Source organism: Simplicispira sp. GW247-4R2A (assembly GCF_059424465.1).
In genome coordinates this window covers 1-12,634 of the sequence record NZ_JBWKZM010000041.1, presented here as the reverse complement: position 1 = coordinate 12,634, position 12,634 = coordinate 1, and the positions used below count along the sequence as shown (strand labels likewise).

Genomic DNA, 12,634 nt, shown 5'->3' with positions numbered 1-12,634 from the left:
ATAGGGGGAGCCTAGGCCAACCAGCGCTTGCGGCGTTTGTAGCTCTTGACGTCCTTGAAGCTCTTGCGCTCGCCGCCACCAACGCCCAGATAAAACTCCTTGACGTCTTCGTTGTTGGCCAGGTCGGCCGCAGCGCCGTCCATCACCACCCGGCCCGATTCCATGATGTAGCCGTAGTCGGCGTACTTGAGCGCCATGTTGGTGTTCTGCTCGGCGAGCAGGAAGGTCACGCCCTCCTTGGCGTTGAGGTCCTTGACGATGTTGAACACCTCTTCAACGATTTGCGGCGCCAGGCCCATGGAGGGCTCGTCGAGCAGCACCATGCTGGGGTTGGCCATGATGGCCCGGCCGATGGCGCACATCTGCTGCTCGCCGCCCGAGGTGTAGGCGGCCTGCGAGTTGCGGCGTGTCTTCAGGCGCGAGAAGTAGGTGTAGACCTTGTCGAGGTTGGCGGCGATCTCGCCCTTGTCGCTGCGCGTGTAGGCGCCTGCGAGCAGGTTTTCCTCGATGGTCAGGTGCGCGAAGCAGTGGCGCCCTTCCATCACCTGCACCACGCCGCGCTTGACCAGATCGGCTGGTGTGAGGTTTTCGATGCGCTCGCCGCGCAGCTCGATCGAGCCCTTGGTCACTTCGCCGCGCTCGCCTTCGAGCAGGTTGGAAATGGCGCGCAGCGTGGTGGTTTTGCCCGCGCCATTGCCCCCCAGGATGGCGACGATGCCGCCCTCGGGCACCTGCAGCGAGACGCCTTTGAGCACCAGGATCACGTGGTTGTAGATCACCTCGATGCCGTTGACGTTGAGGACGATGTTTTTTGGTTCCATAGCGTTGACCTTTTGTGCCAATCGGGAGGGCTGAGACCCGTATGTGCCAACCCTCTCGATTGGCGGCTGCAGTGCAGCCGCCGTGAGCTATATATGCGCCCCTGGACCTGCGCAACTGGCGCGCCCAAATACCAGGGCTCCCGTGCAAGGGCCGCCCCGCAGCACCGGGAGCGTCCCCCTTCCGCAGCGCGCAGCGCTGCAAGAGAAGGGGGAAGGCGCGCAGCGCCTCAGGGGGTTGCTCCTAATCAAGAATTGCAATCCGCCGCTTCACGGCGCTGCATTTTCTTGTCGGCCAGGTACTTGTCGCCAGCAGCCTTGACCATGGGCTTCAAGATCTGCTCGTCGGCCTGGTACCACTCGGGCGCGATGTTCCACTTGGCGCCGTCCCAGGTCTGGATGCGGGCCCAGCTCGAACCCATGTGGTCGGCGCAGCTGGTCGATACCGGCCGCATGATGCCGCCAAAGCCCATGGCATCAATCTTCTTCTGGTCGAGGTTGAGGTTCTCAAGCCCCCAGCGCACCTGCTCGCTGGTCATGACCTTGCCCTTGCCAAAACGCTCTTGCGCACGGCGCACGGCTTCCACGCCGAGCATCTGGATCATCACGCCGCGGGTGTACAGCACCGAGCCGACTTCGTCCTTGGGGCCCGTGCCCTGGCCCTTGTCCTGCACGTACTTCATGATGTCCTGGATGACCTTTTGGTCTTTGCCAGAGCCATTGAGCGCCAGTGCGTGGTAGCCCTTGGCGCCCATGCCGACGTCGCGCACGTCAGGCTCGGCACCGGCCCACCAGACGCCGTACATCTTGTCGCGCGGATAGCCCGTGGCCTGCGCTTCCTTGAGCGCGGTGGAGTTCATCACGCCCCAGCCCCACAGCAGTACGTAGTCAGGACGGCTCTGGCGCACTTGCAGCCAGGTGGCTTTTTGCTCCACGCCAGGGGCGGTCACAGGGAGCAACTGCAGGTTGAAACCGTGCATCTTGGCGCGCTCTTCGAGCAGAGGAATGGGTTCCTTGCCGAACGGGCTGTCGTGGTACACGAGGGCGATTTTCTTGCCCTTGAGCTTGTCCATGCCGCCGAGCGACTTGCCGATGGATTGCAGGATGATGTCGGCGCCCGTCCAGTAGCTGCCCATCATTTCGAAGTTCCACTTGAACGCCATGCCGTCTGCGGACATCGACAGACCGTAGCCCACGGTCAGCAGCGGAATTTTGTCGGCAGGGGCCTTTTCCGTCAGCGCAAAGGTGATGCCAGTCGATTGCGGGTCGATCAGGCTGACGCCGGGATGGACCTTGAGGCGTTCGTAGCACTCGACGCCGCGGTCGGTGGCGTAGCCGGTTTCGCATTCCTCGAAGGTGAGCTTGACGCCGTTGATGCCGCCGTCGCGGGCGTTGATCATCTTCAGGTAATCCTGCTTGCCGTTGGCCCAGGGCGTGCCGTTGGGTGCGTAGGGGCCGGTGCGGTAGGAGAGCAGCGGGAAGAACTGCTCCTTCGCTTGCGCGAATGCGCTGGTGGACAGCGTCGCTGCCCCAGCGGCCACCACGGTGGCGGTGATCAAGAGTTTCGATAGCTTCATGGATGTCTCCTTTAATGAAAGTGTTGAAGCACGGGGGAATCAATGCGGGAACGGCCAGAGCCGGAGCTTTTGCTTGCCCATGGACCACAGCTTGGCCAGACCATGGGGCTCGACGATCAGGAACCAGACGATCAGGCCGCCAAAGGTCATGAGTTCGACGTGCGAGACCGTCGCGGTCGACAACTCGATACCCACCAGATCGCCCAGCGTAGGCAGCAGGCGACTGAGCGCAATCGGCAGGATGACGATGAAGGCCGCGCCAAAGAAGCTGCCCATGACGGAACCCAGGCCGCCAATGATCACCATGAACAGCAACCGGAACGACAGTTCGACCGAGAACGCTGCCGGCTCCCAGGACCCCAGGTGAATGAAGCCCCACAGCGCCCCGGCCATGCCGATGATGAAGGAGCTGACGGCAAAAGCGCTGAGCTTGGCGTACATGGGGCGAATGCCGATCACAGCGGCGGCCACATCCATGTCGCGGATCGCCATCCATTCGCGGCCAATGGCACCGCGCACCAGGTTCTTGACCAGCAGGGCAATCACCGCCAGCAGTGACAGGCAGAACAGGTAGCGGGCCATGGGCGAATCGAGCGCCATGCCGAGCACTTTGAGGTTGTTGACGGAGACTGAGCCCGACGGCGAATCGTTGGTGAACCACTGGATGCGCAGGAACATCCAGTCGCTGAAGAACTGCGCGGCCAGCGTCGCCACCGCCAGGTACAGGCCCTTCACACGCAGACTCGGCAGGCCAAAGAGGATGCCGAAGAACATGGCGCACAGGCCGCCCAGAATGAGCGTGGGAATCAGCGGCAGCCCCGGGATGCGCGCGTAGAAGTTGTAGGCGCCATACGCCCCCACCGCCATGAAGGCGGCCGATCCCAGGGAGATCTGGCCGCAGTAGCCCACCAGCACGTTCACGCCCAAGGCAGCGAGCGACATGATGACGAACGGGATCAGGATGGAGGTGTAGAGGTACTCGCTGGCAAACAGCGGCACGCCAATGAAGGCGACTGCCAGCAGCAGGCCGATGGCGATGCGATCCTGTGCAATCGGGAAAATCTGCTGGTCGGAGCGGTAGCTGGTCTTGAACTGGCCGTTTTCGCGGTAGAGCATGGGATGTCCTGTCGTTCTTGTTATGGGTTACACGCGGTCGATGATCTTTTCTCCGAACAAGCCCTGGGGCCTGAAGAGAAGAAACACCAGCGCCAGCACATACGCAAACCAGATTTCAATGCCACCGCCCACGTACGGGCCCAGATACACCTCCGAGAGCTTTTCGCCCACGCCAATGATCAGGCCGCCGATGATGGCGCCGGGCACCGAGGTGAGGCCTCCAAGAATGACGACGGGCAACGCGCGCAGGGCAATCGTGGTGAGCGAGAACTGCACGCCCAGCTTGGAGCCCCAGATCATTCCGGCGACGAGCGCCACGGCACCCGCCACGCACCACACAATGACCCAGATGCGGCCCAGCGGAATGCCGATGGATTGCGCTGCCTGGTGGTCGTCGGCGACCGCGCGCAGCGCACGGCCCGTCTTGGTTTTCTGGAAGAAAATGGTCAGCGCAATGACCAGTGCCGCGGCGATGCCTGCGGCGACGACATCCTCCTGGTTCACCAGAATGCCGCCAGGAAACACCTTGTCGAACAGGAACACCGGGTCCTTGGGCATGCCGATCTCGATGGGGTAGATGTCGCTGCCAAACATGCTTTGGCCCAGGCCTTCGAGGAAGTAGGCGATGCCCAGCGTTGCCATGAGCAGCGTGGCGCCCTCCTGGTTGACCAGGTGGCGCAGCACCAAGCGCTCGACCAGCCAGGCGACGATGAACATCAGCACACCGGCGAAGACGAAGGCCGCAATATTGGCCAGCACCGGGTTGGCAATACCCGTCCAGCCCGGGAACCATTCGGCAAAACGCGCCATGGCCAGGGCGGCAAACAGCACCATGGCGCCTTGGGCAAAGTTGAACACGCCGGAGGCCTTGTAGATGAGCACAAAGCCGAGCGCGACGAGTGAATACAGCATGCCTGCCATCAGGCCGCCGATCAGGGTTTCGAGAAAAAATGCCATGGTGGTAAGTGCTCCGGCGCGTCTTGTCGTTAGTGGCTGGTGCCGAGGTAGGCGGCAATGACGTCTTCGCTGTTGCGCACGGCTTCGGGCTCGCCGTCTCCGATCTTCTTGCCATAGTCAAGCACCACGACGCGGTCGGAGATGTCCATCACCACGCCCATGTCGTGCTCGATGAGCACGATGGTCGTGCCGAACTCGTCGTTCACGTCAAGGACGAAGCGGCACATGTCCTGCTTTTCTTCCACATTCATGCCGGCCATGGGCTCGTCAAGCAGCAGCACCTGCGGCTCCATGGCGAGCGCCCGGCCCAGGTCCACGCGTTTTTGCAGGCCGTAGGGGAGCTGGCCCACCGGGGTTTTGCGATGTGCCTGGATTTCCAGGAAGTCGATGATGTGTTCGACGAACTCACGGTGGGCGATTTCCTCGCGCTCGGCAGGCCCGATGCGCAATGCCTGCATCAGGATGTTGCTTTTGATCTTGAGATTGCGGCCGGTCATGATGTTGTCGATCACGCTCATGCCCTTGAACAGCGCCAGGTTCTGGAAGGTGCGGCCAATGCCCATCTCGGCCACCTGGCGCGAATTCATGTGTGAGAAGGTCTGGCCGCGAAAGGTGATGGAGCCTTGCTGCGGCGTGTAGACGCCATTGATGCAGTTGAGCATCGAGCTCTTGCCGGCGCCGTTGGGCCCGATGATGGAGCGGATCTCGTGCTCGCGCACGTCGAAGGAAATGTCGGTCAGCGCGTTGACGCCGCCAAAGCGCAGGCTGATGTTGTTCACATCCAGCACGACATCGCCGATCTTCTTGTGGTTCATGGTTGCGGTCTCAGGCGGCTGTTTTCACCGGGGCGAATGTTTTGGTGTCCGAGATCTTGAGCGTGGCGCTGACGCTGCCCGTGCGGCCATCCTCGAACTTGACCTGGGTTTCAATGTATTGCTCGCTCTTGCCGGAATAGAGGGCGTCGACGAGCACGCCATACTTCTCGGCGATGAAGCCTCGGCGGACTTTGTTGGTGCGGGTCAGCTCGCCGTCGTCGGCATCGAGTTCCTTGTGCAGAACAAGGAAGCGGCTGACCTGGCTACCGGCGAGCAAGGTGTCGGTGGCCAGGTCGGCATTGACCTTTTCCACGCACCCCTTGATAAGTTCGTACACCTCGGGTTTCTGCGCCAGGTCGGTATAGCCGGCGTACGGGAGGTTGCGCCGCTCGGCCCAGTTGCCCACCGCGTCGAAGTCGATATTGACCATCACGCACACCTTTTCGCGCCGGTCGCCCAGGGCCACCGCTTCCTTGATGTGGGGGAAAAACTTGAGCTTGTTCTCCACGTACTTGGGCGCGAACATGGCGCCGTCGTTGGCGCCGCCCTGAATGCGGCCGACGTCCTTCACGCGGTCGATGATCTTTAGATGCCCATGCGCATCGAGAAAACCGGCGTCGCTGGTGTGGTACCAGCCGTCTGCCGTGAGCACTTCGGCCGTGGCTTCGGGGTTCTTGTAGTACCCCTTGAGCAGGCCGGCCGACTTGACCAGGATTTCACCGTTGTCGGCCACCTTGATCTCGACACCGCGAATCGGCACCCCCACGGTGTCGGCCCGGGCCTGGTTGTCGGGTTGCAGGCAGACGAACACGGCGGTCTCGGTGGAGCCGTAGAGCTGTTTGAGGTTGATGCCAATGGAGCGATAGAAACTGAACAGATCGGGGCCGATGGCTTCGCCTGCGGTGTAGGCCACGCGTACGCGTGAGAAACCCAGGTTGTTGCGCAGTGGCCCGTAGACCAGCAGGTTGCCCAGCGCGTACTTCAGGCGGTCCCAGGCCCCCACGGGCTGGCCGTCCATCAAGGCCGGCCCTACGCGTTGCGCCAGTGCCATGCAGGCGGCAAACATCTTGCGCTTGATGAGGCCTGCGTCCTCCATGCGAATCGTCACGCTGGTCAGCAAACCTTCAAAAATACGCGGCGGTGCAAAGTAGTACGTGGGCCCAACCTCCTTCAGGTCGATGGAGACGGTGCTGGCCGACTCCGGGCAGTTCACCACGTAGCCACAGGCCAGCCACTGCGCGTAGCTGAAGATGTTCTGGCCAATCCAGGCCGGCGGCAGGTAGGCCAGCACCTCCTCGCTGCTCGTGAGCTTGTCGAACTCGGCGCCGGCCGAGGCGCGGTCGAGCAAGGTGGCGTGCGTGTGCACCACGCCCTTGGGGTTGCCTGTCGTCCCAGAGGTGAAGAACATGGCGGCCACCTCTTCGGGGCTCGCTTTGGCGACAGTCTCGCGGAACCACGCCGGGTGCGCTGCGGCAAACTGCGCGCCTGCAGCCATCAGCGCTTCAATGTCCTGCAGGCCGTCTTCGCTGTACTTGCGCAGGCCGCGCGGGTCGTCGAACCAGATGCGGGTCAGCAGCGGGCAGCGGTCGCGAATTTCCAGCAGCTTGTCGACCTGCTCCTGGTCTTCGACCATGGCAAAACGTACTTCAGCGTTGGTCAGCGGGAAAATGCATTCGGCGGCCACGGCATCCTGGTACAGCGGCACAGGAATGGCGCCCACGGTCTGAATTGCCAGCATGGTGGCGTAGAGGCGCGGCCGGTTCGAGCCGATGACCACCATGTGCTCGCCGCGCTGCAGACCCGCCTGCTGCAGGCCGGCCGCCACTTTTTCCACCAGTCTGGCCAATTGGGACCAGGAGTGCGTTTGCCAGATACCGTATTCCTTTTCGCGCAGCGCAGGTGCGTCGGCGCGCTCAGCGGCGTGCTGGAGTAGCAATTGCGGGAACGTGCGGTTCATGGTGGTCCTTGTTCGGTGTGCGCATGGGGGAGTGCGCGGGCGTCGACTGCATTTGCAGCGCGCTATGGAAAGGAATGTTAGAACTCGCTTTGACGCTTTTTTGTCTTTTTGACGACAATTACCGGGAAAACACTCATGGGGTTAAACCCGCACGCCTGTGCAGGGCAGCCAAAACCGGTGGCTTTTGCCGTGCACGGATTACATGCCCCTCAACGAATGAAGCGTCCTCCCGGTCCCACCAGCGTCAGTTCCACGAAGTGCGAGGCGCTGTTCTCGGGCGCCGTGGCGTTGATGTCGAAGCCACCCAGGTCGAGCTTGCGCAGCGTCCAGGTCGCGTCGATGAACGCTGTGCGCGTCGGGTTGCGCCCCGTGCGCTGCAGCGCCTCGAGAAACACGCGGGCGTTGATGTAGCCCTCCAAGGCCAGGTGCGAAGGCTCTGCCGTCGCGCCTATGGCTTTCCAAGCCTGCTGGAAATCGCGTACCACGGGTACCACGGCGTTGCCCGGCAGCGGCACGACCTGGGAGATCGCCATGCCGCGTGCGTTGTCCCCTAGCGCTCTGATGTTGGCGGAGGTACCCAGCACGGAGAGGGCGTACATGGTGACGCCCCGGCGCAGCGGGTGGAAGGCTTTGGCGAATTCCAGTGCCGGCTTGCCTGCCAGACCCAGGAGCACCGCTTCCGGGTTGCCTTCCGAGAGCGTGCGTGCGGCTGCTGCCGCGTCTGAGGCATCGTTTTCCACGGTGGCCGCCTGGGGGCTGGGCAGTTTGGCTGCCGCCACGGCCCGCTGCACGCCGGCCAGCACTTCCTTACCGAAAGCGTTGTTCTGCCAGGCAATGCCAATGCGCTTGATGCCCAGTGTGGCCAGGTGCTGTACGGCCTTTTCGGCCTCGTCGGCGTAGCTGGCGCGGATGTTGAAGACATTGCGCGCACCGGCCACGTGGCTGACCTGGCCACCAGTGAACGGCGCAAAAAACGGGATACCCGATTCGATCACCTTGGGCATCATCGCGCCGACCATGGGCGTGCCCATGCAGTTGAACAGCGCAAAACACGCGAGGTCGGCAAGAAATTTGTCGATATTGGCCAGCGAACGGGGGATTTCGTAACCATCGTCCAGCGTGACCAATTCAATCTTGCGCCCGTTCACGCCGCCGCGCGTGTTGGCCGCGGCAAAGGCGGCTTGCGCGCCCAGGTGCATGGCCGACCCAAGGTCGCCCAGCGGCCCGGTCAGCGCGGTGGATTGGCACAGCTTGAGGCTTCCCTCCTGGGCCTGGGCAACCGGCAGGCCCAGCCAGGGCAGGGCCAAGGCGCCTGCCAACAGGCGACGGCGCGGCAAACCAGTTGCCATTCGGCGGGCGGCGGAAGAAGTCGCTGGAGGGGCTTGGGTCATGGCAGAAAAAGTGGAGGGGTGGCGGCAGTGCGCCAGTTGCGCCATCATGGCGCCATACCCTGTCGCTGAACTGTCGTTTTCCCGACAATTGGCCTCGTGGTATTCCCCAGCCGCTCTCCATGAACCACGATCTTTCGCTCCACCACCGCCGCCGCCTGCCGACTCGCGAGGAACTCGCGGGCATTCCCTGGCTGCAACTGCTGTCCCCTGAGGAGCGCGAGCGCGCGGTGGCGGCGCTGCTGGTGGGCGATGCGCTGCCTGGCGACCATGTCTGCCGCAACGGGCGCAACGTGACTTACTGGTTCGGCGTGGTGGAAGGTCTGCTCAAGATGAGCAACGACAACGCAGATGGCAGCACCGTGACCTTTGCCGGACTGCCGCCTGGCGGCTGGTTTGGCGAGGGCACCGCCATCAAGCGCGAGCCCTACCGGTACAACGTCCAGGCGCTGCGCAAGAGCACGGTGGCGGGGCTGCCCATCGACACCTTCCATTGGCTGCTGGATCATTCCATAGGCTTCAACCGCTTCGTCATGCACCAGCTCAACGAGCGGCTGGGCCAGTTCATTGCGGCGCGCGAAATCGACCGTCTGGGCAATTTGAATGCACGCGTGGCGCGCAGCCTGGCAGCCCTTTTCAATCCCGTGCTGTATCCCGGTGTTGGCCAGGTGCTGCGCATTACGCAGCAGGAACTGGCGTACCTGGTCGGACTCTCGCGCCAGCGGGTGAACGAGGCACTGGCAGCGCTGCAGGCGCAGGGCGCCATCCGGGTCGAATATGGAGGGCTGCGCGTGCTGGACCTGGAGGCCTTGCGCTTCACCCTTGCCGAGGGCGGCTAAGCACCCACGCCGGGTCGGCGATTTGCGGTGCCTGGAGGCAGTGTGAGCGCTGAAAAAATTGATGAAAATTGCCAATAGCGCATATCCAATAAGCGCTTATAGCTATAGTAATAATAGTAATCATGACGGCGTGGAGCCCCGTGGGGTGTGCTACAAACCGTGCCATGCATGCAGGTTTTCATACACGGGTGGCCCCGCGCGCCCTGGCGTTGGCGTTCGGACTATCGGCGGCGGTAGGCTGGTGCGCCAGCGTTCAGGTGGACGTGCGCGACGGTGCGGGCCAGCCGGTCTCTGGCGCCGTGGTGTTTCTTGAATCGACCGAGGCGCAGCGTGCGGCCCGGCCGCTGCAGGGCGTTGAAATGGCGCAGGAGAAAAAGCAGTTCGTCCCGGGCGTGCTGGTGGTTACCACGGGGACCGAGGTGCATTTTCCCAACCGAGATGCCGTGCGCCACCACGTGTACTCGTTCTCGCCAGCGAAGAAGTTCGAGCTCAAGCTCTACAAGGGAACTCCGGCGAACCCGGTGCTTTTCGACCGGCCTGGCGTGGTGGTGCTGGGCTGCAACATCCACGATCAGATGGTCGGCTGGATTCTGGTGGTCGATACGCCGTACTTCGCCCAGAGCGGCATGCCTGGACAGCCTGCAGGCCAGGCTGTGCTCGGCGACGTCCCTCCGGGCACCTACCAATTGCGCACTTGGCATCCCGGTTTGCCGGTGGGCGCCGCAGCCTTGGCGCAGCCGCTGGTGGTGGGCTCGGCAGCGCTCAGCGCCGAGGTCACCTTGACTGGGCTGGCCCCTTGACGCTGCGCGGCCTGCGCCACAGCCTGGTTGCGCGGCTGGTCGGTATGTCCCTGCTCCTGCTGCTGGCCGTGCAGCTCGCCGGGTTCGCCGTGGTGCGCGCCAGCATTGAGCGCAACGCACGGGCACAGATTGCCCGGGAGCTCGATACCGATGGGCGTGTCTGGCAGCGGCTGCTGGAGCAAAAGGCCGAGCGGCTGCGCCAGGGATCGGCCCTGCTGGCGGCGGACTACGGCTTTCGCTCGGCCGTCAGCTCGGGGGATACCCAGACCATCGAGTCGGCGCTGGAGAACCATGGCGCGCGCATTGGCGCCGCCGTGACCGCTTTGCTCGACACCCGTCTCGCGGTGCGCGCCATCAGCAGCCCGGGCGGCGGTATGAAGCAATTGTCCGCCACGCTCGCGCAGGTGGTACCGGCGCTGGCGGCAGAGCCAGCGGGCAGTCAGATCGCGGTGGTCAATGGCCTGCCGCATCAGTTCGTCATGGTGCCGCTGCGCGCTCCGCTGGTCATCGGCTGGGTGTTGATGGGGTTTCCCGTGGGCCAGCCGCTGGCCGAAGAAATGCGCCAGTTGCTGGCAGTGGATGTGGCGGTGCGAGTGGCCGATGGACAAGGCGGCTTTTCCGTGCCTGTCAGTACGCTGCCAGAAGCTTCGCTGAAGACCTTGCGCGCAGCCGGCAGCGGGGTCGGGGAAATCGAAACGCAGCGGGGCACGCTGCTGGTACGCCGCAGCGCGCTCTCGCACCTGGGCGCGCCGTCTGAAGCGCTGCTGCTGCGCTCGGTCGACGAGCTGGTCGCACCCTACCGCCAACTGCAATGGTTGCTGGCCGTCATCACCGCCGCCGGCCTGCTGTTGTTTGCGCTGGGCAGCAGCGCCATGGCCCGGCGTGTGACCACGCCGCTGCGCGCGTTGCTGGTTGCCACACGCTTGCTTTCCAAGGGCAACTACAGCGTGCCCATGGAACACACCGGGCGCAACGACGAGGTGGGCGACCTGGCGCGTTCCTTCGACCACATGCGCCTGGACATTGCGCGCCAGCAAAGTGAAATCCGCGATCTCGCCTACCGCGACCGCCTTACCGGCGTGCCCAACCGGGAGCGCTTTCGCGGTGCGGTGATGGACGCCTTGCGGACCGACCCCGTGCTCGGCCACCGCCTTGCCGTGCTGGTGCTTGACCTTGACCGTTTCAAGCACGTCAACGACGTGCTCGGCTACGCCTTTGGCGACCGGCTGCTGCAGGCGGTGGCGGGTCGCCTGCAGCCCATGGTGGGAGAGCCGGGGGACATGCTGGCGCGCCATGGCGGCAACGAGTTCGCACTGCTGCTGCACGTCACCGACGCGCAGGCGGCGCTGCAGATTGCCGAGCGCATCGCGCGTGCCTTCGAGACGCCCCTCCATTTCGACGACCAGACGGTGGATTTAAGCGCCAGCATGGGCATTGCCCTGTGGCCAGACCACGCCGTGGATGCCGACATGCTGATCAACCGCGCCGAGATCGCCATGTATGGCGCCAAGAAGCGCCTTGCCGTGGCCTTGTTGTACGACCCGGGGCTCGACTCGTCGAGCCCCCAGACCCTCTCGCTGCTGGGGGACCTGCGGCGTGCGGTCGAGCAGGGCGAGTTGCGCCTGTACCTGCAGCCGAAGGTGGCGCTGCAGCGCGGCGCCGGCGCTGCCGCCGAAGCGCTGCTGCGCTGGCAGCACCCGCAGCGCGGCCTGGTGCCGCCCATGGAATTCATTCCCTTTGCCGAGCAGACCGGGTTTGTGCGCCAGCTCACCCTGTGGGTGTTCGAGCAGGTGGCGATGCTGCTGGCGCAGACGCTCGCCCGTGCGGCCGATCTTCATATCTCGGTGAACCTGTCCACGAGAGACCTGCTGGACCCGGAACTGAGCTTGCGCCTGGGCGCCATCCTGGAGCGCTACCAGGTGAGCGCCGGGAGCTTTTGCCTGGAGATCACCGAGAGCGCCATCATGGACGACCCGCAACGCGCCGAGGCCATGCTCAACCGCCTGGCGCAGCAGGGTTTCAAGCTTTCGATTGACGACTTTGGCACCGGCTACTCGTCGCTCGCCTACTTGAAGCGCCTGCCGGTGAACGAGCTCAAGATCGACAAGTCCTTCGTGCTCGGCATGCAAAGCGGCGGCGGCGACGCGCAGATCGTCCGCTCCACCATCGACCTCGCGCACAATCTGGGGTTGACTGTGGTGGCCGAAGGCGTGGAAGATGCGGCGCTCATGGAGCGCCTGCGCGCCATGGCGTGCGACGAAGCGCAGGGCTACCACATCAGCCGTCCCCTGCCGGCGGAGCAATTTCTTGGCTGGCACGCCGGCCCCGGAGCAGCGTTCGTGGCCGCGCCTTGAGGCAGGCCACCCC

At 63.9% G+C, this 12,634-nt stretch carries 10 protein-coding genes; 3 read left to right on the top strand and 7 right to left on the bottom strand.

Annotated features, from left to right (window positions below):
• Positions 1–11 precede the first annotated feature (11 nt).
• From AC07ZH_RS19755 to AC07ZH_RS19725, 7 genes are all read right to left on the bottom strand, one after another.
• The gene (locus tag AC07ZH_RS19755; protein WP_119110099.1) at positions 12–821 is read right to left on the bottom strand and encodes an ABC transporter ATP-binding protein; all 810 of its coding nucleotides are present in this window, start codon (positions 819–821) and stop codon (positions 12–14) included.
• 245 nt (positions 822–1,066) lie between these two features.
• The gene (locus tag AC07ZH_RS19750) at positions 1,067–2,395 is read right to left on the bottom strand and encodes an ABC transporter substrate-binding protein (protein WP_119110100.1); all 1,329 of its coding nucleotides are present in this window, start codon (positions 2,393–2,395) and stop codon (positions 1,067–1,069) included.
• A gap of 39 nt (positions 2,396–2,434) precedes the next feature.
• Positions 2,435–3,511: a branched-chain amino acid ABC transporter permease gene (locus AC07ZH_RS19745; RefSeq protein WP_495201013.1), complete on the bottom strand. Its 1,077-nt coding sequence runs from the start codon at positions 3,509–3,511 to the stop codon at positions 2,435–2,437.
• A 27-nt stretch (positions 3,512–3,538) separates the two neighbouring features.
• Positions 3,539–4,468 (bottom strand): branched-chain amino acid ABC transporter permease, encoded by a 930-nt coding sequence (locus AC07ZH_RS19740; RefSeq protein WP_495201012.1) that lies wholly within the window; start codon positions 4,466–4,468, stop codon positions 3,539–3,541.
• 29 nt (positions 4,469–4,497) lie between these two features.
• Entirely contained in the window at positions 4,498–5,283 is a 786-nt protein-coding gene (locus tag AC07ZH_RS19735; protein WP_119110103.1) for an ABC transporter ATP-binding protein, read from the bottom strand.
• Positions 5,284–5,293: 10 nt separating this feature from the next.
• The gene (locus AC07ZH_RS19730; RefSeq protein WP_495201011.1) at positions 5,294–7,240 is read right to left on the bottom strand and encodes an AMP-dependent synthetase/ligase; all 1,947 of its coding nucleotides are present in this window, start codon (positions 7,238–7,240) and stop codon (positions 5,294–5,296) included.
• 209 nt (positions 7,241–7,449) lie between these two features.
• Complete coding sequence (locus AC07ZH_RS19725; RefSeq protein ID WP_495201010.1) at positions 7,450–8,631, bottom strand: ABC transporter substrate-binding protein; 1,182 nt, start codon at positions 8,629–8,631, stop codon at positions 7,450–7,452.
• A gap of 119 nt (positions 8,632–8,750) precedes the next feature.
• Between AC07ZH_RS19725 and AC07ZH_RS19720 the strand changes: the two genes are divergently transcribed.
• The 3 genes from AC07ZH_RS19720 to AC07ZH_RS19710 all read left to right on the top strand — a co-directional run bounded on the left by AC07ZH_RS19720 (position 8,751) and on the right by AC07ZH_RS19710 (position 12,621).
• Positions 8,751–9,467: a Crp/Fnr family transcriptional regulator gene (locus AC07ZH_RS19720; RefSeq protein WP_119110106.1), complete on the top strand. Its 717-nt coding sequence runs from the start codon at positions 8,751–8,753 to the stop codon at positions 9,465–9,467.
• 164 nt (positions 9,468–9,631) lie between these two features.
• Positions 9,632–10,267, top strand: coding sequence for a methylamine utilization protein (locus tag AC07ZH_RS19715; RefSeq protein WP_495201009.1), 636 nt, complete (start codon positions 9,632–9,634; stop codon positions 10,265–10,267).
• Positions 10,264–12,621: a putative bifunctional diguanylate cyclase/phosphodiesterase gene (locus AC07ZH_RS19710; RefSeq protein WP_495201008.1), complete on the top strand. Its 2,358-nt coding sequence runs from the start codon at positions 10,264–10,266 to the stop codon at positions 12,619–12,621. Before AC07ZH_RS19715 ends, AC07ZH_RS19710 begins: the two co-directional genes overlap by 4 nt.
• Positions 12,622–12,634 lie beyond the last annotated feature (13 nt).